This window comes from Nocardioides sp. cx-173, assembly GCF_021117365.1.
In the GTDB taxonomy this organism is placed as follows: Bacteria; Actinomycetota; Actinomycetes; order Propionibacteriales; family Nocardioidaceae; genus Nocardioides.
Window position 1 is genome coordinate 3,829,128 of sequence record NZ_CP088262.1, and the last position, 25,909, is coordinate 3,855,036.

Sequence of the window (25,909 nt, forward strand, 5' to 3'; positions counted from 1 at the left end):
CAGCAGCAGACCCACCAGGGCGACCGGGATGACCAGTCGGCGATAGCGTGGGTTCATCCAGGCAGTCTAGGAGCGAGCAGCTCGGCGAGGTGCATCGCCCGTACCCCCGCGAGGTCGTCGAGCTGCAGTCGGCACGACAGTCCGTCGGCGAGCACCACCGCCCCGGGGGCCGCGGCACGCACGGCCGGCAGCAGGTGGGTCTCGGCCACCGCGACCGAGACCTCGTAGTGGCCCTGCTCCATCCCGAAGCTGCCGGCCAGCCCGCAGCAGCCCGCGACCCGGGTCACCGAGGCCCCGGTCGCGGCCAGCAGCCGATCGTCGGCGTCCCACCCCAGCACCGAGGCGTGGTGACAGTGCGGCTGCGCCACCACCTCGGTGCCGGTCAGGTCGGGCAGCGGCCAGCGCAAGCGCTCCCACAGCTCGGCCAGCGTGAGCACGCCACCCGCCACCACCGCTGCCCGCGGGTCCTCGGTCAGCTGCACCGCGTCGCTGCGCAGCGTCGCGAGGCAGGACGGCTCAAGGCCGAGCACCGGCACCCCCGACGCGACGTACGGCGCCAAGGTCGCCACCGTCCGCGCCAGGATCGTGCGGGCGCGGTCGAGCTGGCCCGTGGTCACCCAGGTGATCGCGCAGCAGGCGTCCTCGGGGATGACCCGGGCGGTGAGCCCCGCCGCCGCGAGCACCCGCACCGCCGCCGTGCCCGCGACCGGGTGGAAGTGGTCGGTGAAGGAGTCGGCCCACACCCAGACGTCCGGAGCGCCGGGCTCGGCGGACCGGGCCTGGGCGCGCAGCGTCCGTCGGGCGAAGGCCGGCAGCGAGCGCCTGCGGTCGATGCCGGCGCCCGCCTTGGCCAGCCGCGCCACCGCGCCGAACCGCAGCAGGGCGTTGGCGACGCCGGCCGCGGGCGCCACCCGGTCGGCCCACGCCGGCAGCCGGCCGAGCGTGTAATGGCCGCGCGGGCGTCGTCGTCCCCGGTAGGTCTGGTGGAGCACCTCCGCCTTGTAGGTGGCCAGGTCCACGCCGGTCGGGCAGTCGGACGCGCAGCCCTTGCAGGACAGGCACAGGTCGAGCGCCTCGTGCACCGCGGGATCGGCCAGTCCGTGGACCAGGGTGCCGTCGAGCGCCTCCTGCAGGACCCGGGCCCGCCCTCGGGTGGAGTCCTTCTCCTCGCGAGTTGCCTGGTAGGAGGGGCACATGACGTCGGCCGAGGTCGCGGCGACGCACTTGCCGACGCCCGTGCACCGGTGGACCGCGTCGCCGAGCGAGCCACCGTCGTGGGTGAGCCGCAGGGCCGGCGAGATCGACAGCCGCGGCCGGCCGGGCCGGAGGTCCGCGTCCAGGGGGGCGGGCGCGACCAGCACCCCGGGGTTGAGCAGGCCGTCGGGGTCGCAGGCGGCCTTGACCGCCCCGAACAGCGCCAGCGAGTCGGCGTCGTACATCAACGGCAGCAGCTCCGAGCGTGCGCGTCCGTCGCCGTGCTCGCCCGACAGCGAGCCGCCGTGCTCGCGCAGGCGCAGCGCGCTCGCCGTCAGGAAGTCGCGGAAGACCCGCCGCCCACCGGTCGCGTCGTGGAAGGGGAAGTCGATGCGCACGTGGACGCAGCCGTCGCCGAAGTGCCCGTAGGGGACCCCGTCCAGGCCGTGCTCGCGCAGCAGCTCGTCGAAGTCGCGCAGCCACGCCCCGAGCCGCTCGGGCGGCACGGCCGCGTCCTCCCAGCCGGAGTAGGCCGGTGTCGCCAGGCTGCGCGCGGCCAGCCCGGCGCCGTCCTCGCGGATCCGCCACAGCTGGGCAACCTCCCCCGGGTCGCTCACCCGCCGCCGATCCAGGCAGCCCGACGCCGCCTCCAGGTCCGCCAGCAGGCTCTCGGCGTCCTCGCCCGCGACCTCGACGAAGAGCCAGCCCGCGCCCCGGGGCAGCTCCGGCACGGCTCGGCGCGCGCGGACCAGGTCGACGATCCGGGAGTCGAGTCCTTCGCATGCCACCAGCCGACCACCGGCCGCCGACAGTCGCGGCCGGCTCTCCACAGCCAGCAGGCTCGGCACCGCGTCGGCGGCCTCGATCATCGACGGGTAGCCCAGCACGACCAGGTGCCGCGTCTCCTCGGCCACCAACGACACGGTCACGTCGCGCAGCAGCGCGAGCGTGCCCTCCGAGCCCGCCAGCAGCCGGTCGACCCGGCGCCCGTTCTCCGGGAGCAGCTGTTCCAGCGCATAGCCGCTGACCTGCCGGGAGAACCGCCCGAAGTGGGTGCGCAGGTGTGCCAGGTGCGCGTCGGCAAGCGCCCCCAGAGCGGCGGACACGTCGGTCTCGCCGGAGCCGAAGAGGGCGTCGACCGCGACGACGTTGTCCGACGTACGCCCGTAGCCCAGCGCCCGTGAGCCGCACGCGTTGTTGCCGACCATCCCCCCGATCGTGCAGCGGGTGTGGGTCGACGGGTCGGGCCCGAGCCGGAGACCGTACGGCGCCGTCGCGGCCTGCAGCGCCGCGTGCACGACCCCCGGCTCCACGCGTGCCGTCCGGGCCTCCGGGTCGATCTCGAGGATCCGGCGCAGGTGTCGGGAGGTGTCGACGACGATGCCCTCCCCCACGGCGTTGCCGGCGATCGACGTCCCGGCCCCGCGCATCGTCACCGGCACCCTCGCGCTCCTCGCCACGGCGAGCACCGCATCGAGCTCGTCGCGGTGGCGCGGGCGCACCACCACCCGCGGCACGACGCGGTAGAGCGAGGCGTCGGAGGAGTAGAGCGCCCGGGCCAGGGCCGAGTCGTCGACGTCCGCGATCCCCTCACGCCGCAGCGCGGCGACCAGGTCGCTCACCCTCGCTCCCGGTTCACCTCGTCAAGATAGCCCGCCGTTGCGGGCGCGCAGCGCCGAGCGCACGAGCGGCACGACCGGCACCGCACCGCTCTCGATCTCGGAGACCGGCACCCACGCGACCGCGTCCGTGGTGCCGCCCACCTCGGTCACCAGCGGCCCCGGCTCTCCCACGACCGTGGCGGTGAAGACCAGCCCGACCGCGTGCAGCTCCTCGTCGCGGCCGGAGGGGGCCGTGCCGCGGATGCGCTCGTCGTCCACGGTGAGCACCTCGCCCACCTCGACCTCGACGCCGGCCTCCTCGCGCACCTCGCGCACGACCGCGTCGCGCGGGGGCTCGCCGTGGTCGATGCCACCGCCGGGAAGGGACCACAGCCCGGTGTGGAAGCCCCGCGGCGAGACGCGGGCCAGCAGCACCGCACCCTCGCGCTCGACCAGCGCGTACGCCGCCACCCGCTGCAGCCGGAAGGTCTCGTGGGCCGACAGCGCCTCACGGACCAGCGAGACCGTGGGCACGGTCCCGTCGAGTACGTCGGCCAGGGGCTGCCAGGCCGCTTCCGCCGTCGACCCGTCGACCTCGACGACGTGGGGCTCCGGCGCGTCGACCGGCACCCAGCCGTCGTACACCAGGCGGATGCTGTGCGCGTTGACCCGGCGACCCTGGCGCCAGGTGTCGGGCAGGTACAACGAGAACGTGTGCGCAGTCTCCCCGACGGTGACCGGCAGCCCGGTCTCCTCGTAGACCTCGCGGACGACGGCCTCCCGTGGGTCCTCACCGTGCTCGACGCCGCCGCCGGGGAGCGTCCACGTTTCACTGCGCGCGAGCTTCGGCGACAGCCGGCTGAGCAGGATCTGCCCCTCCCGCAGGATGACGGCGTACGCCGCCACCCGTTGGACCCGCTCGGACCGGCGGCTCACGTGAACGGCGGTCGCGAGTCGCGCGCGAGCGAGCGGCGTCCGGCCCAGCGCCACACGCGCGCGGCGCGGTCGCGGTCCTCGTCGGTCACCAGGTTGCCCATCCACCGCAGGGCCAGCGTCATCAGCCAGTCCGAGCGCATACCCGCCGGCCCGAGCGTGGGCAGCAGCCGCGGCACGGTCACGAGCCCCGCCAGGCGGCGCGCGATCGAGAACGACTCGCCGTAGTGCTCGCGCAGCAGCGCCGGCCACACGCTCGCGAGGTCGTCGGTCTCCGTCATGACCTGGGCGACCAGGCGCCCGGTCTCGAGGCCGTAGTCGATGCCCTCGCCGTTGAGCGGGTTGACGCAGCCGGCGGCGTCGCCGATCAGCGCCCAGTTGGCTCCGGCCACCTGGGAGACCGCGCCGCCCATCGGCAGCAGCGCCGAGGTGGGCATCCGCAGCTCGCCGGACAGCCCGAACTCCTCGCGGCGCTCGTCGGCGTAGAACGACATCAGAGGCTTGATCGCGATGTTGGCGGGCCGTTTGGCGGTGGCCAGCGTGCCGACGCCGATGTTCACCTCGCCGGTGCCCAGCGGGAAGATCCAGCCGTAGCCCGACAGGATCTCGCCGTCCTCGCCGCGCAGCTCGAGGTGAGAGCTGATCCACGGGTCGTCGGACATGGTGGAGCTGACGTAGGAGCGGCCCGCCACCCCGTAGACGGTGTCGCGGTGCCACTCACGACCCAGCAGCTTGCCGAGGGGCGAGCGCACGCCGTCGGCGACGACGAGACGGCGGCAGGCGATCTCGAAGCGCTCCTCGCCGCGCTGGAACACCACGGCCGCGACCCGCGCGCCCTCACGCCGTACGTCGACCGCACGGATGCCGTCGATGGCGGTCGCGCCGGACTTGATCGCCGTCGTGCGCAGGTGGTCGTCGAGCTCGGTGCGGGCGACCGCGCTGCCCCACGACGGCAGCGTGCCGCCCGGCCACGGCAGCAGCAGGGTCTGGCCGAACCCGTGGGCACGCAGCCCCTGGTTGACGGTGTGGGCGCGCAGCCAGTCCTCGAGGCCGAGCCGCTGCAGCTCGCCGATCGCACGGGGCGTCAGGCCGTCGCCGCAGGTCTTGTCCCGGGGGAACACCGCCGCGTCGGCGAGCACCACGTCAGCGCCGCCGCGCGCCGCCCAGGCCGCGGCCGCCGACCCGGCCGGACCGGCGCCGACCACCAGGATGTCGGTCTGCGTCGGCGCCTGGGTCACGCCCCGATTCTCTCAGTTGCCCCGCTCACACACCGAATCACCCCCTCGACCCGTCAGCGAGAAGCCGGAAGGACGGGCACCCGGCGGTCGCGGCCGGTGCCGAGGGTGGGGTAGACCGCGCGCGCCCCGCCGACCGGTGCCGTGGCGTCGAGGATCGTCGCGCCGCGCCAACTCATCGCCTCCGGGAGAGTCGAGAGTCGAGAGTTGAGAGTCGAGAGCATTGTCCCGCGCCTGTGACTGGATCTCGACGCAGCAACGCCCGCCCACGCAAGCGTGGGCGGGCGTTGCTTTGCTCGATCTGGGTCCTGGCTTACCAGACCTAGGACTTCGTCCTAGTTCTGATACGACCCAAAGTCGAAGTCGTCGAGGGCGACGGCCTGACCGGAGCCGGCGTTGCCGAACTCGTAGTCGTAGGAGTCGTAGCCGGTGACGGAGTACGCCGCGGCGCGGGCCTCCTCGGTGGGCTCCACCCGAATGTTGCGGTACCGCTCCAGGCCGGTGCCGGCCGGGATCAGCTTGCCGATGATCACGTTCTCCTTCAGGCCGCGAAGCGAGTCGGAGCGACCGTGGATCGCCGCGTCGGTGAGGACGCGGGTGGTCTCCTGGAAGGAGGCCGCCGAGAGCCACGACTCGGTCGCCAGCGAGGCCTTCGTGATGCCCATGAGCACCGGACGACCCGAGGCCGGCTTGCCGCCCTCGGAGACGACCCGACGGTTCTCCTCCTCGAAGCGCACCCGGTCGACCAGGTCGGAGGGGAGCAGGTTCGTCTCCCCCGACTCGATGACCGTGACCCGGCGCAGCATCTGCCGCACGATGATCTCGATGTGCTTGTCGTGGATCGACACGCCCTGGCTGCGGTAGACCGCCTGGACCTCGTCCACCAGGTGCTCCTGCGCCTTGCGCACGCCGAGGATGCGCAGCACGTCCTGCGGGTCCGGCGTACCGGACGTCAGGTGGTGCCCGACCTCGATGTGCTGGCCGTCCTCCACGTTGAGGCGCGAGCGCTTCGACACCGGGTACTCCTGCACCTCGGAGCCGTCGTCGGGGGTCACCAGGACCTTGCGGGCCTTGTCGGTGTCCTCGATCTCCACGCGACCGGCGGACTCCGAGATCGGGGTCCGGCCCTTGGGCGAGCGGGCCTCGAAGAGCTCGACCACGCGGGGCAGACCCTGCGTGATGTCGTCGGCCGAGGCCACACCACCGGTGTGGAAGGTACGCATGGTCAGCTGCGTGCCGGGCTCGCCGATCGACTGGGCGGCGATGATGCCAACCGCCTCGCCGATGTCGACGAGCTTGCCGGTGGCCAGCGAACGGCCGTAGCACTTGGCGCACGTGCCGGTCTTGGCGTCGCAGGTCAGCACGGAGCGGACCTTGACCGTCTCGATGCCGGCGGCCACGAGCTCGCCGATCTTCACGTCGCCCAGGTCGCCGCCCGCCTCGACCAGCACCTCGCCGGTCTCGGGGTGGGTGACCTCGCTGGACGCGGACCGGGCGTACGCCGCGGTCTCGGCGTTGTCGTCCTTGCGGACGACCCCGTCGGCGCCACGGACGCCGATGACCTTGGGCAGGCCACGCTCGGTGCCGCAGTCGTCCTCACGGATGATGACGTCCTGCGACACGTCGACGAGACGACGCGTCAGGTAGCCCGAGTCCGCCGTACGGAGCGCGGTGTCGGCCAGACCCTTGCGGGCACCGTGGGTCGAGATGAAGTACTCGAGCACCGACAGGCCCTCGCGGAAGTTGGCCTTGATCGGGCGCGGGATGATCTCGCCCTTCGGGTTGGCCACCAGACCACGCATGGCGCCGACCTGACGGATCTGGTTCATGTTTCCGGACGCGCCCGAGTCGACCATCATGTAGATCGGGTTGGAGCGCTCGAACGTCGCCTCCATGGCGTCGCCGACCTCCTTGGAGGCCTCCGTCCAGATCTCGATGAGCTCCTGGCGGCGCTCGTCGTCGGTGACCAGACCGCGCTCGAACTGCTTCTGGACCTTGGCGGCCTGCTCCTCGAAGCGCGACAGGATCTCGATCTTGTTGACCGGCGTCGTGACGTCGTCGATGGAGACGGTGACACCCGAGCGGGTGGCCCAGGTGAAGCCGGTGTCCTTGAGCGCGTCGAGCGAGGCCGCGACCTCGACCTTGGTGTAGCGCTCGGCGAGGTCGTTGACGATCGCGCCCAGAGCCTTCTTGCCCACCTCGTAGTTCACGAAGGGGTAGTCGGCCGGCAGGGTCTCGTTGAACAGCGCGCGACCCAGGGTGGTGTCGAGGGTCAGCGTCTGACCCTCCTCCCAGTCCGGGCCGACCTCGAGGTCCAGCGGCGGCACGATGTCGTTGAAGCGGATCTTGACCTTGCTCTGCACCGAGATCTCGCCACGGTCGTAGGCCATGATCGCCTCGGCCGGGGACGAGAAGGCACGGCCGGCGCCGGGCTCGTCCTCACGGTCGGTCGTCAGGAAGAACAGGCCGATGATCATGTCCTGGGTGGGCATGGTGACCGGACGGCCGTCCGACGGCTTGAGGATGTTGTTGGTCGAGAGCATCAGGATCCGCGCCTCGGCCTGGGCCTCGGCCGACAGCGGCAGGTGCACCGCCATCTGGTCGCCGTCGAAGTCGGCGTTGAACGCCGTGCAGACGAGCGGGTGGATCTGGATGGCCTTGCCCTCGATCAGCTGGGGCTCGAAGGCCTGGATGCCGAGGCGGTGCAGCGTGGGCGCACGGTTGAGCAGCACGGGGTGCTCGGTGATGACCTCTTCGAGGACGTCCCACACGACCGGGCGGGCGCGCTCGACCATGCGCTTGGCCGACTTGATGTTCTGCGCGTGCGAGAGGTCCACGAGGCGCTTCATCACGAACGGCTTGAAGAGCTCGAGGGCCATCTGCTTGGGCAGACCGCACTGGTGCAGCTTGAGCTGCGGGCCCGACACGATGACCGAACGACCCGAGTAGTCGACGCGCTTGCCGAGCAGGTTCTGCCGGAACCGGCCCTGCTTGCCCTTGAGCATGTCGGACAGCGACTTGAGCGGGCGGTTGCCCGGCCCGGTCACGGGGCGGCCACGGCGACCGTTGTCGAACAGCGAGTCGACGGCCTCCTGCAGCATCCGCTTCTCGTTGTTGACGATGATCTCGGGCGCGCCGAGGTCCAGCAGCCGCTTGAGCCGGTTGTTGCGGTTGATCACGCGGCGGTAGAGGTCGTTCAGGTCGGAGGTCGCGAAGCGGCCACCGTCGAGCTGGACCATGGGGCGCAGGTCCGGCGGGATGACCGGAACGGCGTCCAGGACCATGCCCTGGGGCTTGTTGCCGGTCTTGCGGAAGGCGTCGACGACCTTGAGGCGCTTGAGGGCGCGGACCTTCTTCTGGCCCTTGCCGTTGGCGATGGTGTCGCGCAGCGACTCCACCTCGGCCTCGATGTCGAAGCTCTCGAGGCGCTTCTGGATCGCCGTGGCGCCCATGTGGCCCTCGAAGTACTTGCCGAACCAGTTCTTCATCTCGCGGTAGAGGAGCTCGTCACCCATGAGGTCCTGGACCTTGAGCGACTTGAAGGTGCTCCACACCTCGTCGAGCCGGTCGATCTCGCGCTGGGCGCGGTCGCGGACCTGCTTCATCTCGCGCTCGGCACCGTCGCGGACCTTGCGGCGCGCGTCGGCCTTGGCGCCCTCGGCCTCGAGGGTCGCCATGTCCTCCTCGAGCTTCTTCATGCGGTCCTCGAGCGTGCTGTCGCGACGCTTCTCGAGGCGCTCGCGCTCGAGCTGGACCTTGCCCTCGAGCGAGGACAGGTCACGGTGACGGGCGTCCTCGTCGACGGCCGTGATCATGTAGGCCGCGAAGTAGATGACCTTCTCGAGGTCCTTCGGCGCCAGGTCGAGCAGGTAGCCGAGCCGCGAGGGGACACCCTTGAAGTACCAGATGTGGGTCACGGGCGCGGCCAGCTCGATGTGGCCCATGCGCTCGCGGCGCACCTTGGAGCGGGTCACCTCGACGCCGCAGCGCTCGCAGATGATGCCCTTGAAGCGCACGCGCTTGTACTTGCCGCAGTAGCACTCCCAGTCCCGGGTGGGACCGAAGATCTTCTCGCAGAAGAGGCCGTCACGCTCGGGCTTGAGCGTGCGGTAGTTGATGGTCTCCGGCTTCTTGACCTCGCCGTGGCTCCACGTGCGGATGTCGTCCGCCGTGGCCAGGCCGATCTTGAGCTGGTCGAAGAAGTTCACGTCGAGCACGATGGCTGCAACCCTTCGTAGTACTTAAAAGATAAAGAGAATGGGGGGCGGAGGCCGGCGCCCCTGGCGGTGCAGGGGCGCCGGCGACTCACACCTCTTCGACCGAGCTGGGCTCGCGACGCGACAGGTCGATCCCGAGCTCCTCGGCGGCGCGGAAGACGTCCTCCTCCGCGTCCCGGAGCTCGATCTGCGTGCCGTCCTGGCTGAGCACCTCGACGTTCAGGCAGAGCGACTGCATCTCCTTGACGAGCACCTTGAACGACTCGGGAATGCCGGAGTCGGGGATGTTCTCGCCCTTGACGATCGCCTCGTAGACCTTGACGCGACCGGGCACGTCGTCGGACTTGATCGTGAGCAGCTCCTGCAGGGCGTAGGCGGCGCCGTAGGCCTCCATCGCCCAGACCTCCATCTCGCCGAACCGCTGGCCACCGAACTGGGCCTTACCGCCCAAGGGCTGCTGCGTGATCATCGAGTAGGGGCCGGTGCTGCGCGCGTGGATCTTGTCGTCCACGAGGTGGTGCAGCTTGAGGATGTACATGTAGCCGACGGAGACCGGGTCCGCGAACGGCTCGCCGGAGCGGCCGTCGAACAGGTTGGCCTTGCCGGACTCGCCGATCATCCGCACACCGTCACGGTTGGGCGTGGTGGCGCCCAGCAGGCCGGTGATCTCGTCCTCGCGGGCGCCGTCGAACACCGGCGTCGCCACCTTGGTGTTGGGAGCGGCCTTGTCCGCGTGGATCCGGATCAGGCGCTGCTTCCAGTCGGCGTCGGACTTGTCGTCCGCGAAGTCCAGGTCCCAGCCCTGCTTGGCGAGCCAGCCGAGGTGGAGCTCGAGGATCTGGCCGATGTTCATCCGTCGCGGCACACCGAGCGGGTTGAGGACCACGTCGACCGGGGTGCCGTCCTCCATGAACGGCATGTCCTCGATCGGCAGGATCTTCGCGATGACGCCCTTGTTGCCGTGGCGACCGGCGAGCTTGTCGCCCACCGAGATCTTGCGCTTCTGGGCGACGTAGACCCGCACCAGCTGGTTGACGCCCGGGGGCAGCTCGTCGCCGTCCTCGCGGTCGAAGACCCGCACGCCGATGACCGTGCCGGACTCACCGTGGGGCACCTTCATCGAGGTGTCGCGCACCTCGCGCGCCTTCTCGCCGAAGATCGCGCGGAGCAGGCGCTCCTCGGGGGTGAGCTCGGTCTCGCCCTTGGGCGTGACCTTGCCGACCAGGATGTCGCCCGTGGTGACCTCGGCGCCGATGCGGATGATCCCGCGCTCGTCGAGGTCGGCCAGCATCTCCTCGGAGACGTTGGGGATGTCGCGGGTGATCTCCTCGGGGCCCAGCTTGGTGTCGCGGGCGTCGACCTCGTGCTCCTCGATGTGGATCGAGGTGAGGACGTCCTCCTGCACCAGACGCTGGCTGAGGATGATCGCGTCCTCGTAGTTGTGACCCTGCCAGGGCATGAACGCGACGAGCAGGTTCGTGCCGAGCGCCATCTCGGCGTTGTCGGTGCACGGACCGTCCGCGATCGGGGTGCCGACCTCGAGCCGGTCGCCCTCGGCCACCAGCGGACGCTGGTTGATGCAGGTGCCCTGGTTGGAGCGCTTGAACTTGGCCAGCTTGTACGTCGAGTACGTGCCGTCGTCGTTCATCGTCTCGATGACCTCGGCGGAGACGTCCTTGACCACACCGGCCTTGTCGGCCACGACCACGTCGCCGGCGTCGACCGCGGCGCGGTACTCGATGCCAGTGCCGACCAGGGGCGAGTCGCTCGTGATGAGCGGCACGGCCTGGCGCTGCATGTTGGCGCCCATGAGTGCGCGGTTGGCGTCGTCGTGCTCGAGGAAGGGGATCAGGGCGGTCGCGACCGACACCATCTGGCGCGGCGAGACGTCCATGTAGTCGACCTCGTCGGCCAGGATCTCGGAGACCTCACCGAAGCGCTGGCGGACCAGCACCCGCTCCTCGACGAACTTGCCGTTCTTGTCGAGCGCCGCGTTGGCCTGCGCGATGACGTAACGGTCCTCGTCGTCGGCGGTGAGGTAGTCGATCTTGTCGGTGACCCGGCCGTTCTCGACCTTGCGGTACGGCGTCTCGACGAAGCCGAACGGGTTGATCCGCCCGTAGGACGCGAGCGAGCCGATCAGGCCGATGTTGGGGCCTTCGGGGGTCTCGATCGGGCACATGCGGCCGTAGTGCGACGGGTGGACGTCGCGGACCTCCATGCCGGCACGGTCACGAGACAGACCGCCGGGGCCGAGCGCCGACAGGCGACGCTTGTGCGTCAGGCCGGAGATCGGGTTGGTCTGGTCCATGAACTGCGAGAGCTGCGAGGTGCCGAAGAACTCCTTCAGCGCCGCGACCACGGGGCGGATGTTGATCAGGGACTGCGGCGTGATCGCCTCGACGTCCTGGGTCGTCATCCGCTCGCGGACCACGCGCTCCATGCGGGCCAGGCCCGTGCGGAGCTGGTTCTGGATGAGCTCGCCGACCGTGCGCATGCGGCGGTTGCCGAAGTGGTCGATGTCGTCGGCGCCGATGTCGAGGGTGCCCTGGGGCGTCTCGAGCTGCTCGCGGCCGTCGTGCAGCGCCACGATGTAGCGGATGGCGGCCACGACGTCGGCGATCGTCAGCGTCTGGTGGTCGAAGGCCTCGAGGAGACCGAGCTTCTTGTTGATCTTGTAGCGACCGACCTTGGCCAGGTCGTAGCGCTTGGGGTTGAAGTAGTAGTTCTTCAGCAGCGTCAGCGCGGCCTCGCGCGTGGGCGGCTCGCCCGGGCGCAGCTTGCGGTAGATGTCGAGCAGCGCGTCGTCGGGACCCTGGGTGTGGTCCTTCTCCTCGGTGAGCTGGATCGACTCGTACTGGCGGAGCTCGGCCATGACGGCGTCGTAGTCGTACTCCTCGCCGATGTCCTCGGCGACGGCCTGGAGGGCCTTGAGCAGGACCGTGATGTTCTGCTTGCGCTTGCGGTCGAGACGGACGCCGACCAGGTCGCGCTTGTCGATCTCGAACTCGAGCCAGGCGCCGCGCGAGGGGATCAGCTTGGCGGTGTAGATGTCCTTGTCGGACGTCTTGTCGGCGGTGCGCTCGAAGTAGACGCCCGGCGAGCGGACGAGCTGCGAGACGACGACGCGCTCGGTGCCGTTGATGACAAAGGTGCCCTTGGGCGTCATGAGCGGGAAGTCGCCCATGAAGACCGTCTGGCCCTTGATCTCACCGGTGTCGTTGTTGGTGAACTCCGCCGAGACGTAGAGCGGAGCGGAGTAGGTGAAGTCCTTCTCCTTGCACTCGTCGACGGTGTACTTGGGGTCGTAGAAGACCGGGTTCTCGAAGGCGAGGGACATCGTCTCGGAGAAGTCCTCGATCGGCGAGATCTCCTCGAAGATCTCGGTGAGGCCGGACTTGGCGGAGACGTCCTCGCCCTCGGCGCGTCGGCGCTCGACGACGGCGTCCCACTTCTCGTTGCCGATCAGCCAGTCGAAGGCGTCGGTCTGAAGTGAGAGGAGCTGAGGAACCTCGAGAGGCTCTTCGATCTTTGCGAAAGAGATGCGGCGGGAGTTACCGGAAGTGCTGCGCGCGGCCAAGAGTTGTCCTTCGACGTGTCGCTGTGTGAGAGACGCGCCCACCCACCACAGGCTCAACCACCGGGCAGGATGACAAGTATTTGAGGGCAGGCGCAATGCGCCACGATACACCAAACGAGGGCATACGACAACCTCTGCATGCACCGCAACGATGAGCGTCGCCGAGGATCATGCGCTCCCGCGGTCCTCAGGTCAAGCACCATCGCCGCGTGCCTGTGGATTCGCGCCCTACCGGGCCTACCGCTGGGTCAGGTTGGTCGTGAAGTCGTCGACCAGCCACTCGCCCTCGTCGAGCACCATCCGCAGGGTGACCTGGTTGCGGTACGTGCGCGTCCCCTGCGCGTTGGTGGTCGGCATGTTGACGTAGAGCAGGACGTCGACCCGGTCCTCGCTGGACCTGACGACGCCGTCGGCGAGCGGCTCCTCGACGGTCACGACGGTCTTGGTCTGGGGTGCGTTGTCCTTGATCACCTGCATGGTGTCGTCGTAGTCCTTGCGGATGCGCGGCGTCATGTAGGAGCGGGCGGTCGCGGCGTCCTCGTCGAGCGTGCGGTAGTCGTAGGACAGGACGGGGACGACCGCCGCGCGGGCGGCGGCGCGCGCGGCGTCCTCGTCGACGGGCGCGGGTCGGGTCCACACGTAGCCGGTGGCGGCGACCAGCGCCAGCGCCACGACGGCCAGCACGGCGATGAGCCAGAGCGGCGCGCCCGCCCTCCGGTCGTCGCCGGACCGCTCGCCCTCGGTCTTCGGCGTCTCCTCGTTCTCCTCGTGCTCCTCGTGAACCTGGTCGACGTCCTGCGGGAGGGTGGCGTCGTACGCCGCCCGGCGCTCGGGGTCCAGGAGCACGGCCCCGGCCTCGTTGTAGACGCGGAAGCGGCGATCGTCGGGCTCCAGGTCGGCGATGGCCGACCGCCAGGCGGCCCGGATCTCCTCGGTCGTGGCGTCGCGGTCGACGTCCAGCAGGTCGTACCAGTTCGGGGTCACGGCGCCGCCTCCTGCTGGGGCTCACCGGTGAGGTCCTGGAAGTCGTCGACCAGCCAGTCGCCCTCGATCTTCTTCAGCGAGACCTCGTAGCGGAACGGGATGGCGTCGGTCGCGATCCGCTTGTCGGCGTTCTGGGGGTCGGGGTAGGAGGTGGTGAACGACCCCGCCACCAGGACCTGCGCGGAGTCGGCGTCGATGCTGGAGGTCGCGTAGGAGAACACCTCGGCCTCGCGCGCGACCCCGGCCTGCGCGACGGTCGCCTCCGCGAGGCCCGCCTGCTCCTCGAAGCCGGCTCCGAACTTGGGGGTCATCACCTCGACGACCAGCTTGCGGTACTCCGGCATGGCGTTCTTCTCGTCCAGGAGCTGGGGGCCGTAGGTGTGCACCCGGAGCGCGAACTGCTGGGCCTGCGACATCGCCTCCTCGCGCTCCTCCACGAGGGGGTCGTCGGCGCCGAACAGGGCGGACACCCGCCCACCCAGGGAGGCGCCCTCGGGCGCACGGGAGCCGGTCATCAGCAGGACCGCGAGGGAGGCCAGGCACCCCACGATGACCAGCACCAGGACGGGGACCAGCGCGCGACCGAGCGCCTGGCGAGGCGTCGAGTGGCGGTCCGGACGACGGTTGTCGGTGCTGTCGGTCACGGGCGAGGTGACGTCAGCGGCTGAAGGTAGAGCCACTTCCACGAATCCTCTCCCAGGGACGGCGGAGCCACGCTACCGCTCCCTTCCGGCCGGCCGGCCGCCGAGCCCCACTCGAGCTCGCCGGTCTCCTGGTCGAAGGTGGCCACGACCCGGTTGAGGTTCTGGGAGCCGCGGGCGTTGCTCTTGCTCGCCGGCTCGGTGCACCCGGCCTTCTCGTTCATCGGCAGGTCCTCGCGGTCCTGTGGCGTTCGCCGCTCGGTGCCCTCATAGCCTTCGTGGCACACCGGCGTGTTGGTGAGGATCAGGCCGAAGTGGGCGTCGTAGAGCCCCGAGGGCGACTTGGAGACCACGGTGAAGCCGCCCTCGACCACGTAGGGGTAGACCACCAGCACATGGGCGATCCCGTTGAGGTGCTTGACGACGACCTCGCCGGTGGTGAGCACGTTGTTGATCAGGCTGCCGAGCTCGACCTCGTTCTCCTCGAGGAACGACCTGAGCTCGGCCGCCGTGGCGGAGCCATCCTCGATCAGGCGGCGCAGGTCACCGTCGGACGCCGCGAGGGTGCCGCTGAAGCGGGAGAGCTCGCGCGCGAAGTTGCGAAGGGCGCTCTCCGAGCGCAGCTGGCCACGCAGCACGACGTTGCTGTCCTCGATCAGCCGGCTGGTCACGTCGAAGTTCTCGTTGGCCACCTCGATGAACGAGGTGCCGGAGTCGATGATCCGCTGCAGGTCCTGCCCCGCACCCGAGAAGGCCAGCCCGAACTCGTCCACGGTGGTGCGCAGGTCGTCGTTGTCGACGGAGGCGACGGTGTTCGACAGGTTCGTGAGCAGCTGGTTGGTCGAGATCGGCAGCCGGGTGTCGGCCTCGTCGATCTCGGAGTCCCCCTCCAGGTACGGGCCGTCGTCGACCTTCGGCTGCAGCTCGACGTACTGCTCCCCCACGGCGGAGCGGTTGCCGACGACGGCCAGGGTCTCGGCGGGGATCTCGTCGAAGTCGTTCTCGATTCCGAGGTGCACGTCGACGCCCTGGTCGGTGAGCACGAGCTTGTCGACTCGCCCCACCTTGACGCCGCGGTAGTTTACCTCGCCGCCGGCGAAGATCCCTCCGGACTCCGAGAAGTGCGCCACGACGGTGTAGCTGTCGTCGACCACGAGCCGGTCCAGCTTGGCGTAGCGGGCGCCGACATAGGTCACGCCGAGCAGGGTGATGATCACGAAGACCAGCAGCTGGGCCTTGGTGCGCCGGGTGATCATCGGACCACCAGTCCCGGGACGAGCAGGGAGACGAGCGCCGGGTTGTAGTGCTCCATGAGCTGTCCCATCGTGGGTCCGCGGGCGGCGCCGCCCGCGGGGTCGAAGCCCGGGCGCCCCAGACCGCCGAGACCGCCGGGCAGGCCCGGGAGCTCGGGGAGGCCGGGGAGCTCAGGGAGGCCGGGGATGCTCGGGATGCCCCCACCGCCGCCGCCACCGCCGCCGCCGGGACACAGGCCCGGGATCGGGACCTGCTTGCACACGGCCTGGATGACCGATCCGGGAAGGGCGGCGCAATTCTGCACCGTGGGGTTCTGCAGGCACTGCTGGATCGCCGCGTTGGCGTCGGCGCAGAGCTCCTCGAGGTCCGGGAGGGGCCCGGTGTCGGGCAGGTCCCCCAGGGGCGTGCACGGAAGGCCGGGCACGGGGATGCCGGGGACCTCGCCCGTCAGGTCGATGTCGAGGGTGATGGACAGGTTGGTGTAGTCGCCCATGTGCAGGTTGCGCGCGACCTGCGGGTCGCGCCCCACGACCTCGTCGACGAACGGGTAGGTCAGGAAGACGTTGAACGCCTTGACGAAGTCGTCACCGGAGTTGGCCAGCTGCGTGAGCACCGGCTGGAGCTGGCGGATCGTGTCGACCGTGGCCTCCTTCGACGTGCGGATGACATCCACTCCCACGTCTCCGAGCCGGTTGAGCGCCTGGAGCATCTTCACCAGGTCGCCGCGCTGCTTGTCGAGCGAGGTGACGGCGCTCGGCAGCTCGGCGAGGGCGGAGTTGATGGCGCCCTTCTGCCGGTCGGCGGAGATCGAGAGCCGGTTGAGCGACTCGATCGCGTCGACGATGTTGTCCTTGTTGGTCGCGAGCTGACCCATCAGCTCGTCGACCTGGGTGAGGACCGACCGGGCGCTGTCCTCGCGGCCCTCGAGGGCGAGGTTGAGCTCCTGGGTGATCGTGTTGAGCTGGGCCACCCCGCCGCCGTTGAGCAGCAGGCTGAGGGCACCGAGAACCTCCTCGACCTCCGGGTTGCGACCCGAGCGCTCCAGCGGGATCACGTCGCCGGTGGCGAGCTGACCGCTGCCGCCATCCTCGGGCGGCTTGAGGGAGACGAACTTCTCGCCGAGCAGGCTGGTCTGGCGGATCTCGGCGATCGGCTTGTCCGGGAGCTCGGTGTCGTTGCGCAGCTCGATCGTCACCTTGGCCACGTCGCCGGCGAGCTCCACCTCGGTGACCTGACCGACGTTGACGTCGTTGACCTTGACCGTGGACTGCGGCACCAGGTCGAGGACGTCGGCGAACATCACCTCGACGACGATCGCGTCGTCCCCGGCGCTCGTGCCTCCGGGCAGGGGGAGGTCGTAGACGTCGAAGTCGCACGCGCTCAGCAGCAGGCTGCCGAAGACGAGCGCGACCAGCAGGCGCAGCCGGGCCCTCACTGGTCCACCTTCACGAGACCGCCCAGGGTGGGGTCGAAGGCGGCACCGTAGCCAGTGCCGGTCCCAGCGCCGAACGGGGCGTTGCGCGGCAGGGGCAGCCCCTCGATCAGGTCGCACAGCTCCCCGTCGGGGTCTGCCTCGCCGATGAGGCTGCAGAGCAGCAGCGTGGGGTTGTTGGTGATCTCGTGCACCACGTTGCCGATGTTGGCGTTGGTGTCGAGCGTGCCGGCGTCGGGGTTGTAGGTCAGCGCCAGGTTGTTCAGCGCCAGCGGGGCGAGCTTGAGCGTCTCGTCGAGGGCGGCCCGCTGCTTGACCAGCACCTTGGCGACCCGGTTGACCTTCTTGATGTTGCGCCCCAGCACGGTCCGGTTGTCGCGCACGAAGGTGCCGACCTCGCCCAGCGCGACGGACAGGTTGCGCAGTGAGGCCGCCAGCTCCTGACGCTCGCCGGACAGCATCGTCGACACCGAGCTCAGGGAGCTGTTGAAGCTCTGGACCGTGGCGTCGTTGTCGGCCAGGGTCTCGATGAAGTTGCCGAGCCGCTCGGCGGAGCCGAACAGCTCCTCCTTGTTGTTGTCCAGGGTGGAGGTAAGGGTGCTGAAGTCCTCGATGGTCTGGTTGAGCTGCTCGCCCTGGCCTCCGAAGTTCTCGGCCGTGACCTCCAGCAGGTCGCTCAGCGACCCCTGGGCGTTGGCGCCGTCCGGGCCCAGGGCCACGGTGAGCCGGTCCAGGCTCGAGTAGATCTGGTCCAGCTCCAGCGGCACCGCCGTGCGCTCCCCCTCGAGCACGGTGTCGTCGGCCAGCACCTCGCCCTCGGTGTAGACGGGGGTCAGCTGGATGTAGCGATCGCCGACGATCGAGGGAGCGACGATGACGGCGCGCGCATCGGCAGGCACCTTGACCTTCGCGTCGTAGGTCATCGTGACCTCGACGTCGGTGCCCGACGGCTTGACGCTCTCGACCCGGCCGATCGGGACTCCCAGGACGCGCACCTCGCTGCCCTCGTAGACCGAGATCGTGCGCGGGAAGTGGGCGACCAGGCGCTTCTGGTCGTCCCCGCCGGTCATGGCGAGGACGGCGGCGGCGACGAGGACGAGGACGACCAGGGGGGCGAGGTACTTCTTGAGGGCGGTCACAGCGACGGGGTCCCGATAGGAGGCAGGTTCTGGATGTAGGTGTCGAACCACGGCCCGCTCCCGAGCGTGTTGGCGAACACCCGGTAGAAGGGCGCCATCAGCCGCAGGCTGTTGTCGAGGTTGTCCTCGTTCTTGTTGAGCACGTCGACCACCTCCTCGAGCTTCTGCAGTGCGGGCTTGAGGTCCTGGCGGGTCTGCTGCACCAGCAGGGTCAGCTCCTTTGAGAGCGTCGAGGTCGAGACCAGGAGGTCGTGCACGGCCTCCCGCCGGGCCACGAGGGCCCGGAAGAGGACGTCGGAGTCGCGCATCAGCCCGATGATGTCCTGGTCGCGCTCGTCGAGGACCGTCGAGACCCGGTCGAGGTTCTGCAGCAGGGTGTTGATCTGGGCGTCGCGCGAGGCGACCGTGCGCGAGAGTGCGGAGACGCCGTCGAGGGCGGTGCGGAACTCCTCCGGGGTGTTGCGGGTGAGGTCGGCCAGCGTGCTCAGCGAGGCGGCCAGCTGGTCGGTGTCGATGTCGGCGGAGGTCTCCGCGAGACCCGAGAAGGCCTCGACCACGTCGTACGGCGAGCTGGTGCGCTCCACCGGGATCTCGCTGCCGTCGTCGAGCTGTCCCTTGCCCGCCGGCTCGAGCGCCAGGAACATCGCGCCCAGCAGCGTCTTGACCTTGATCGCCGCCCCCGTCTGGTTGCCGAACTGGGAGTCGGTCTTCACCCGGAAGGTGACCCGGACGTGGTCACCGGCGAGCTCGACCTCCTCCACCTTCCCGACGCGCACGCCGGCGATGCGGACCTCGTCGTTGGCCTTGAGACCGCCCGCCTCGGCGAAAGCGGCGTAGTAGGTGTCGCCGCCGCCGATCAGCGGCAGGTCCTGGGCCCGGAAGGCGGCGACCAGCATCAGCACCAGGACGGTGATGCTGACGGCCCCGATGACGACCGGGTTGCGTTCGCGGAAGGGCTTCATCCGAGGTCACACCTCGCTGCCGCGGTGTCGTAGTCGAGCTGGAGTGGGGCGATGCCCGGCAGCCGGACCTGGCCCCGGAAGTTGCAGAGGTAGAAGTTGAACCACGAGCCGTAGATCGCGGTGCGGCCGACCTTCTCCAGCTTGATCGGCAGCACCTGCAGGGCCCGATCCAGCTCGCCCTTGTTGCGGGCCACGTTGGTGGCGAAGCGGCGCAGCTGCTTGATGTCCTGGACGAACGGCGGGCGGATGTCCTCCACCAGGCCCGCGGTCTCGACCGAGAGCGCCGAGATCTGGTCCAGGGAGTCCAGGATCGCGTCGCGGTCCTGGTTGAGGCCGGAGACGAACACCCGGAAGGTCTTGATCAGGTCGGTCAGCTGGTCGTCGCGGTCGGCGAGGTTGTCGAGCACCAGGTTCAGGTTGGTGATCAGGTCGCCGATGACCTGGTCGCGCGCCGCCAGCGTCGTGGTGATGGTGGCCGTGTTGCCCAGGAGGCTCTCGAGCGTCCCGCCCTCGCCCTGGAAGACCTGGACGATCTCGTAGGACAGCTTGTTGACGTCGTCGGGCGAGAGCGCCTCGAACAGCGGCTTGAACCCGTTGAACAGCACGGTGAGGTCCAGGGCGGGCGAGGTGCGGTCCACGGGGATCGTGTCGCCCTCGTCGAGCACCGCGTCGTCCCCGACCTGCTGGGTCAGCGAGATGTAGCGCTGGCCGACGAGGTTGCGGTACTTGATCTGGGCGTGGGTGGACTCGGTGAGGCGGGTCTCGTCCTCGACCGTGAACGACACCCGCGCCCGCGTCCGGTCGATGATCTCGACGTCCTTGACGGTGCCGACCTTGACCCCGGCGATGCGGATGTCGTCGCCCTTGACCACGCCGGTCGCGTCGACGAACACCGCGCGGTAGTCACGCGAGCCCCCGAAGGACAGGTTGCCGATGGTGATCACCAGGACGCCGGTCGCCAGCGTCGTGACGACGATGAAGACCAGGAGCTTGACCAGGTCGCCGGTGGTGCGCTTGTCGAGTCGGGGCATCAGCGCAGGCTCACTTCCGCGCCACGCGCCATCGGCGCGACGAGCAGGACGCTGAGGTCGGACACCTCGGAGGCGGGGACGCCGAAGCCGGGGCCGATCAGCTCCTTGAGCAGGTCGGACTCCTCGACGCTGCCGGGCTCACCGGCCCCGTCGAAGAAGTAGCCGGGCGATACCCGCGAGGTGCCCTTGCCGGTGGGCTCGTCGACCCCGTCGTCGAGGTTCGGCTGGTTGCGCAACGGGTTGGCCTGGCTCCACGGCGGGTTGGGCAGGTTCAGGCAGTCGGGGCCGCGGTCCTCGGCGATCCGCGGCTTGTCCTGCGGTCCGTAGGCACGCGGCTGGCGCGGCAGCGTCTCCAGCACGATGTGCAGCGTGAAGCCGCGGAACGCCTCCGCCTGGAGCTTGCCGGCCTTGACGATGCCGGCGGTCAGGCAGGGGAACACCTTGGCGTACTTCGCCAGCACCCGCAGCTGTTGGGAGCCCACGTCGGCGAGCCGCGTGATGTTGTCGCCGTTCTCGGCGAGGAAGCCCCGCGCGGTGTCGGAGAAGGACGCGACCTCCGTGAAGAGCGCGTTGAGCTGGGGGGCGCGGTCCTCGAGCGTGCCGGTGGTGGTGACGGTGTCCTCCAGGATCTGGGCCACCTCGGGCAGCACGTCGCTGTAGACGTCGGAGACCTGGGCGGTCAGCCGCAGGTCCTCCACGAGCCCGGGGATCTGCGGGTTGAGCCGCTTGAGGTAGGCATCGACGGTCTCGAGGTTCTCGCCGATCAGCTCGCCTCGGCCCTCCAGGGCGGTGGCGACGGCGTTGAGCGTCATGTTGAGCTCGGCGGGCTGTACGGCGCGCAGCAGCGGGTAGAGGTCGGACAGCACCTGCTCGACCTCGGTGCTGACCGCGGTGCGGTCGATGACCGCGTCGGTGCGCAGCCGGCCCTCCGGGCCGCTCTCGGGGATCTCCAGGCTGACGTACTTCTCGCCGAAGAGCGTCTTCGGCACGATGGAGCCGGTGACGTTGGCGGGGATGGTGTCCATCTTCTCGGGGAAGATGCCCAAGGTGAGCTCCGCGCCGTCGGCGCGGGTCTGGGTCTCCAGCACCTCGCCCACGATGACCCCGCGGATCTTGACGTCGGCCCGGCTGGGCAGCTGCAGTCCGATCGAGGAGGTCTCGAGCCGGACCTCCTCGTAGTCGACGAACTTCTTGGTGAACACCGCGTAGGTCGCGTAGACGCCGAAGACCAGCAGCGCCAGGAAGGCGATGCCCAGGACCTTGTGGTTGCCGAGGATCCTCATGCCCTCACCCCGCCAGTCTCACGGTGGTGGTGGTGCCCCAGATGGCCATGGACAGGAACAGGTCGAGGACGTTGATGGCGACGATGCTCGTGCGCACGGCTCGGCCTACGGCCACGCCCACGCCCGCGGGCCCGCCGGAGGCGTTGTAGCCGTGGTAGCAGTGGATCAGGATCACGACGACGGCGAAGACCAGCACCTTGCCGAAGGACCACAGCACGTCGCCGGGTGGCAGGAACTGGTTGAAGTAGTAGTCGTAGGTCCCCGAGCTCTGGCCGTAGAACTGGGTGACGATCAGCCGGCTCGCGAAGTACGACGACAGCAGCCCCACGACGTACAGCGGAATGATCGCGATCAGGCCGCCGACGACCCGCGTGGCGACGAGGAAGGGCATCGAGGGGATGGCCATCGTCTCCAGTGCGTCGACCTCCTCGGAGATGCGCATGGCGCCGAGCTGGGCCGTGAAGCCACAGCCGACCGTGGCCGCCAGCGCGATGCCCGCGACGAGCGGGGCGATCTCGCGCGTGTTGAAGTAGGCGGACACGAAGCCGGAGAACGCCGCGGTGCCGAGCTGGTTGAGGGCGGCGTACCCGGAGAGCCCCACCTGCGCACCGGTGAAGAACGTCATGCCGGCGATGACGCCGACGGTCCCGCCGATGACGGCGAGCGACCCGGAGCCGAGGGTGACCTCGGCCAGGATCCGCATGATCTCCTTGGGATAGCGCTTGACCGAGCGGGGGATCGCACGGAGCACGCCGAGGTAGAACGCCAGCTGGCCGCCCAGCTCGTTCAGGGAGCCGAGGGGCTTCTCGTAGACCGCCTTCAGGTTCGCCATGTCAGCCCGTCTTCGGTGGGATGACTTGGAGGTAGATCGTGCTCATGACGAAGTTGACGACGAAGAGCAGCAGGAACGTGATGACCACGGACTCGTTGACCGCGTCGCCCACGCCCTTGGGCCCTCCGCCGGCGTTCATCCCCTTGTAGGCGGCCACGATCGCGGCGATGAACCCGAAGACCAGCGCCTTGAGCAGGCCGACCCACAGGTCCGGCAGCTGGGCGAGCGCGGTGAAGCTGGCGAGGTAGGCACCCGGGGTGCCGTCCTGCAGGACCACGTTGAACACGTAGCCGCCGGCGACGCCGACGACGCTGACCAGGCCGTTGAGGAAGAACGCCACCATCATGCAGGCGAGCACGCGGGGGACGACGAGCCGTTGGATCGGGTCGATGCCCAGCACCATCATGGCGTCGAGCTCCTCGCGGATCTTGCGCGCCCCGAGGTCGGCGGCGATGGCCGACCCGCCGGCCCCTGCGATGAGCAGCGCAGTCGCGATGGGCCCGGCCTGCTGGATCACCGCCAGGACCGACGCCGAGCCCGTGAAGGACTGGGCGCCGAACTGCTTGATCAGGCCGCCGACCTGCAGCGCGATGACCGCACCGAACGGAATGGCGACCAGCGCCGTCGGAATGATGGTGACCGAGGCGATGAACCAGGCCTGCTGCAGGAACTCGCGCAGCTGGAAGGGTCGCCGGAACAGCGCCCGTCCGACGTCGAGACCGAAGGCGAAGAGCTGGCCCGCGGTGCCGACCGGGGCGAGTACCCGGGTCGCGGTGGATGCCACGAGGTGGTCGTCTCCCTCAGGTCCCGATAGCCATGGACATGTTCGGCTCGAACGATCCGGGGGGCGGCGTCACGCCGTTCTCCCGGCACCAGGCTCCGGGCTCGCGCTGGCTGCGTCGGGGGATGCCGTTGGAGGGCTCCTGCTGCATCGGGATGGGCGGCAGCGGCGGCAGCTCCTGGCCCTCCTCCGCCGCGAGCTCGTCGGCGTCCTTCTCCTCCGACATGCCGATCGGGCCGACGCGCTGGGCGTTGAGGAACTGGCGTACGACCGGCTCCTCGGAGCTGAGCAGCATCTCGCGGGGGCCGAACATGGCGAGGTGCTTGTGGTAGAGCAGGCCGATGTTGTCGGGCACCGTGCGGGCGGTGTTGATGTCGTGGGTGACGATCAGGAAGGTCGCGTCGATCTGCGCGTTGAGGTCGATGATCAGCTGGTTGAGGAACGACGTGCGGACCGGGTCCAGCCCGGAGTCGGGCTCGTCGAAGAGCACGATCTCGGGATCCAGGACGAGGGCGCGGGCCAGGCCGGCGCGCTTGCGCATGCCCCCCGAGATCTCGCCCGGCAGCTTGTCCTCGGCCCCGAGCAGTCCGACCAGGTCCATCTTCTCCATGACGATGTCGCGGATCTCGGACTCGGACTTCTTCGTGTGCTCGCGCAGCGGGAAGGCGACGTTGTCGTAGAGGTTCATCGAGCCGAACATGGCGCCGTCCTGGAACAGGACGCCGAAGAGCTTGCGGATCTCGTAGAGGTCCTTCTCCGAGCAGGTCGCGATGTCGGTGCCCTCGATGACGATCGAGCCCTTGTCGGGCTTGAGGAGGCCGATCAGGGTCTTCAGGAAGACCGACTTCCCGGTGCCGGAGGGGCCGAGCATCACGCAGATCTCGCCGGCGGGGATGGTGAGCGTCACGTCGCCCCAGATCAGCTGCTTGCCGAAGGACTTGGTGAGGTCCTCGACCTTGATCTCTACGCCCATGTCGTCTCTCTTCCCCTCGGACCGAGCCGGCCCGTCCCCAGCTGGACCCCGTTCAGTGCACACACGGACCACTCGTGAGTAACAACGGTGTTACCGCGGTGAGGTTACGCGGCTTTGTGCTCCCCGTCACGCCGGGTGTGCACTACCCCGGGCGTGGTCCGAGCAAACGCCGGAACGCACGATGGGCGGCCACCCCCGGAGGGGTGGCCGCCCATCGTGGCGGTGCAGGTGCTCGGCGGTGTCAGCCCCCGGCGAGCGGGTGGGTCACTTCAGGGTGACGGTGGCCCCGGCGCCCTCGAGCGCCTCCTTGGCCTTGTCCGCGGTGGCCTTGTCGACCTTCTCGACGACTGCCTTCGGCGCGGCCTCGACCAGCTCCTTGGCCTCCTTCAGGCCGAGGGAGGTCAGGGCGCGCACCTCCTTGATGACGTTGATCTTCTTGTCGCCGGCAGCCTCGAGGATGACGTCGAACTCGTCCTGAACAGCGGCCTCCTCGCCACCGCCGGCGCCGCCGGCAGCAGGGGCGGCGGCAACCGCGACGGGAGCAGCGGCGGTCACGCCGAAGGTCTCCTCGAACTGCTTCACGAACTCCGAGAGCTCGATGAGGGTCATTTCCTTGAACGCGTCGAGCAGCTCGTCGGTGCTGAGCTTCGCCATGGTGGCGGTTCCTTCCATTCGGTGGCCCGCCGGGGTTGGGCGGCGGGCCTGGTTTCAGGTGGTGGGGTACCGAGGTCCTGGGTCAGGACTCGGTGGCTTCGCCCTCATCGGAGGTGTCGGCCTCGGCGGGAGCCTCGTCGGCCGCGGGGGCCTCGGGGGTCTCGTCAGCCGGAGCCTCGGCCTCGTCTGCGGGGGCCTCGTCGGCAACTGCCTCCGGGGCCTCCTCGGCGGCGACCGGCCCAGAGTCAGACTCTTGGGAAGCACCACCTGCGAGGATCGAGGGGTCCTGCTCGGCCTTCGCCTGGAGCGCACCGGCGAGCCGGGCGGCCTGGGCGAGCGGGGCGTTGAGCAGGTAGACGGCCTGGCTGAGGGAGGCGAGCATGGCGCCCGCCATCTTGCTCAGGAGCACCTCGCGCGACTCGAGGTCGGCGAGCTTGCCGATCTCCTTCGCGTCGAGGATGTTGCCGTCCAGGACCCCGCCCTTGATGACCAGGGTGGGGTTGGCCTTGGCAAAGTCACGCAGACCCTTGGCCGCCTCGACGACGTCACCGCGGATGAAGGCGATGGCGGTCGGGCCGGTCAGCAGGTCGTCGAAGCCGGAGATGCCCACCTGGTTGGCGGCGATCTTGGCCAGCGTGTTCTTGACCACGGCGTAGTTGGCGTTCTCACCGAGGGAGCGGCGCAGGTTCTGCAGCTCCTTGACGGTCAGACCGCGGTACTCGGTCAGCACGGCACCGGCGGCGTCGTTGAACGAGTCAACGATCTCCGCGACGGCGGCGTCTCTGTCTGCCCGCGCCATGGGTCTCCTTCCGGACTGGGAGACCACCGCGCCGGGTCCGCCGAAATGACGGACGCCCTGAGCGCAGATGCTCAGGGCGTGGACTTCGCGGCGAGCCGCGGGTCTTGCTCTGTCACCTGCGCAGGCCGTCCGCATCGCTGCGGAACCTTCGGTCTGGCTGCTGATGCAGCCGGACAACCGGCGGTCTCTGGATTCAGGTACGAACTCTACGGCCTCGAGGGAGACGGCACCAAATCGAGCTGCAGGCACCGGTCCGGCCCTCATGGAGCCGCCCGACTGGGCGGCGCCTGTCCCCCTGTCCCAGTGTTTGTAACACCGCCGAGAAGAACGGCGACGAGCAGTAAACAGGCCGTAAACCGGGCCGAATACGGCCGATTTCGCTTC

19 protein-coding genes are annotated in these 25,909 nt (G+C 69.6%); all 19 read right to left on the bottom strand.

All coding sequences use genetic code 11. The annotated features are described in order from the left end of the window. Positions 1-53: 53 nt before the first annotated feature. The 19 genes from LQ940_RS18755 to rplJ all read right to left on the bottom strand — a co-directional run bounded on the left by LQ940_RS18755 (position 54) and on the right by rplJ (position 25,525). Positions 54-2,816 carry an FAD-binding and (Fe-S)-binding domain-containing protein gene (locus tag LQ940_RS18755; protein WP_231241517.1) on the bottom strand — a complete coding sequence of 921 codons (2,763 nt, stop codon included), beginning with the start codon at positions 2,814-2,816 and terminating at the stop codon, positions 54-56. A 21-nt stretch (positions 2,817-2,837) separates the two neighbouring features. Continuing rightward, positions 2,838-3,731 carry an NUDIX hydrolase gene (locus LQ940_RS18760; protein ID WP_231241518.1) on the bottom strand — a complete coding sequence of 298 codons (894 nt, stop codon included), beginning with the start codon at positions 3,729-3,731 and terminating at the stop codon, positions 2,838-2,840. Continuing rightward, positions 3,728-4,966 (bottom strand): geranylgeranyl reductase family protein, encoded by a 1,239-nt coding sequence (locus tag LQ940_RS18765; RefSeq protein ID WP_231241519.1) that lies wholly within the window; start codon positions 4,964-4,966, stop codon positions 3,728-3,730. The genes LQ940_RS18760 and LQ940_RS18765 overlap by 4 nt, the downstream gene beginning before the upstream one ends. A gap of 53 nt (positions 4,967-5,019) precedes the next feature. Next, a complete protein-coding gene (locus LQ940_RS21795; protein WP_269214355.1) occupies positions 5,020-5,142 on the bottom strand; it encodes a hypothetical protein in 123 nt (40 codons plus the stop codon). 156 nt (positions 5,143-5,298) lie between these two features. Continuing rightward, entirely contained in the window at positions 5,299-9,180 is a 3,882-nt protein-coding gene (locus tag LQ940_RS18770) for a DNA-directed RNA polymerase subunit beta' (protein WP_231241520.1), read from the bottom strand. Positions 9,181-9,268: 88 nt separating this feature from the next. Beyond that, positions 9,269-12,760 carry a DNA-directed RNA polymerase subunit beta gene (rpoB, locus tag LQ940_RS18775; protein WP_231241521.1) on the bottom strand — a complete coding sequence of 1,164 codons (3,492 nt, stop codon included), beginning with the start codon at positions 12,758-12,760 and terminating at the stop codon, positions 9,269-9,271. Positions 12,761-12,997: 237 nt separating this feature from the next. After that, on the bottom strand, positions 12,998-13,744 hold the full coding sequence (locus LQ940_RS18780) for a J domain-containing protein (RefSeq protein ID WP_231241522.1): 747 nt from the start codon (positions 13,742-13,744) through the stop codon (positions 12,998-13,000). Continuing rightward, positions 13,741-14,388, bottom strand: coding sequence for a hypothetical protein (locus tag LQ940_RS18785; protein ID WP_231241523.1), 648 nt, complete (start codon positions 14,386-14,388; stop codon positions 13,741-13,743). Before LQ940_RS18785 ends, LQ940_RS18780 begins: the two co-directional genes overlap by 4 nt. Continuing rightward, a complete protein-coding gene (locus LQ940_RS18790; RefSeq protein WP_231241524.1) occupies positions 14,385-15,641 on the bottom strand; it encodes an MCE family protein in 1,257 nt (418 codons plus the stop codon). The genes LQ940_RS18785 and LQ940_RS18790 overlap by 4 nt, the downstream gene beginning before the upstream one ends. Continuing rightward, the gene (locus LQ940_RS18795; protein WP_231241525.1) at positions 15,638-17,074 is read right to left on the bottom strand and encodes an MCE family protein; all 1,437 of its coding nucleotides are present in this window, start codon (positions 17,072-17,074) and stop codon (positions 15,638-15,640) included. The genes LQ940_RS18790 and LQ940_RS18795 overlap by 4 nt, the downstream gene beginning before the upstream one ends. Then, on the bottom strand, positions 17,071-18,210 hold the full coding sequence (locus LQ940_RS18800; RefSeq protein WP_231241526.1) for an MCE family protein: 1,140 nt from the start codon (positions 18,208-18,210) through the stop codon (positions 17,071-17,073). Before LQ940_RS18800 ends, LQ940_RS18795 begins: the two co-directional genes overlap by 4 nt. Then, on the bottom strand, positions 18,207-19,172 hold the full coding sequence (locus LQ940_RS18805; RefSeq protein WP_231241527.1) for an MCE family protein: 966 nt from the start codon (positions 19,170-19,172) through the stop codon (positions 18,207-18,209). The genes LQ940_RS18800 and LQ940_RS18805 overlap by 4 nt, the downstream gene beginning before the upstream one ends. Further along, positions 19,169-20,203: an MCE family protein gene (locus LQ940_RS18810; protein WP_231241528.1), complete on the bottom strand. Its 1,035-nt coding sequence runs from the start codon at positions 20,201-20,203 to the stop codon at positions 19,169-19,171. Before LQ940_RS18810 ends, LQ940_RS18805 begins: the two co-directional genes overlap by 4 nt. Further along, positions 20,203-21,486, bottom strand: coding sequence for an MCE family protein (locus LQ940_RS18815; RefSeq protein WP_231241529.1), 1,284 nt, complete (start codon positions 21,484-21,486; stop codon positions 20,203-20,205). Before LQ940_RS18815 ends, LQ940_RS18810 begins: the two co-directional genes overlap by 1 nt. Positions 21,487-21,490: 4 nt before the next feature. Beyond that, a complete protein-coding gene (locus LQ940_RS18820; RefSeq protein WP_231241530.1) occupies positions 21,491-22,318 on the bottom strand; it encodes an MlaE family ABC transporter permease in 828 nt (275 codons plus the stop codon). Position 22,319: 1 nt separating this feature from the next. After that, positions 22,320-23,102 carry an MlaE family ABC transporter permease gene (locus LQ940_RS18825; protein ID WP_231241531.1) on the bottom strand — a complete coding sequence of 261 codons (783 nt, stop codon included), beginning with the start codon at positions 23,100-23,102 and terminating at the stop codon, positions 22,320-22,322. 16 nt (positions 23,103-23,118) lie between these two features. Further along, the gene (locus LQ940_RS18830) at positions 23,119-24,072 is read right to left on the bottom strand and encodes an ABC transporter ATP-binding protein (RefSeq protein ID WP_231241532.1); all 954 of its coding nucleotides are present in this window, start codon (positions 24,070-24,072) and stop codon (positions 23,119-23,121) included. Positions 24,073-24,336: 264 nt separating this feature from the next. Continuing rightward, positions 24,337-24,726, bottom strand: a complete 390-nt coding sequence (gene rplL, locus LQ940_RS18835) for a 50S ribosomal protein L7/L12 (protein WP_231241533.1) — start codon at positions 24,724-24,726, stop codon at positions 24,337-24,339. Positions 24,727-24,808: 82 nt separating this feature from the next. Beyond that, entirely contained in the window at positions 24,809-25,525 is a 717-nt protein-coding gene (gene rplJ, locus LQ940_RS18840; RefSeq protein ID WP_231241534.1) for a 50S ribosomal protein L10, read from the bottom strand. Between the last annotated feature and the right edge of the window lie 384 nt (positions 25,526-25,909).

Coding starts and splice junctions, on each gene's coding strand:
- LQ940_RS21795 (WP_269214355.1), bottom strand. CDS start 5,142: ATGAGTTGGCGCGGCGCGACGATCCTCGACGCCACGGCACCGGTCGGC.
- LQ940_RS18790 (WP_231241524.1), bottom strand. CDS start 15,641: ATGATCACCCGGCGCACCAAGGCCCAGCTGCTGGTCTTCGTGATCATC.
- LQ940_RS18805 (WP_231241527.1), bottom strand. CDS start 19,172: ATGAAGCCCTTCCGCGAACGCAACCCGGTCGTCATCGGGGCCGTCAGC.
- LQ940_RS18810 (WP_231241528.1), bottom strand. CDS start 20,203: ATGCCCCGACTCGACAAGCGCACCACCGGCGACCTGGTCAAGCTCCTG.
- LQ940_RS18815 (WP_231241529.1), bottom strand. CDS start 21,486: ATGAGGATCCTCGGCAACCACAAGGTCCTGGGCATCGCCTTCCTGGCG.
- LQ940_RS18820 (WP_231241530.1), bottom strand. CDS start 22,318: ATGGCGAACCTGAAGGCGGTCTACGAGAAGCCCCTCGGCTCCCTGAAC.
- LQ940_RS18830 (WP_231241532.1), bottom strand. CDS start 24,072: ATGGGCGTAGAGATCAAGGTCGAGGACCTCACCAAGTCCTTCGGCAAG.
- rplL (WP_231241533.1), bottom strand. CDS start 24,726: ATGGCGAAGCTCAGCACCGACGAGCTGCTCGACGCGTTCAAGGAAATG.
- rplJ (WP_231241534.1), bottom strand. CDS start 25,525: ATGGCGCGGGCAGACAGAGACGCCGCCGTCGCGGAGATCGTTGACTCG.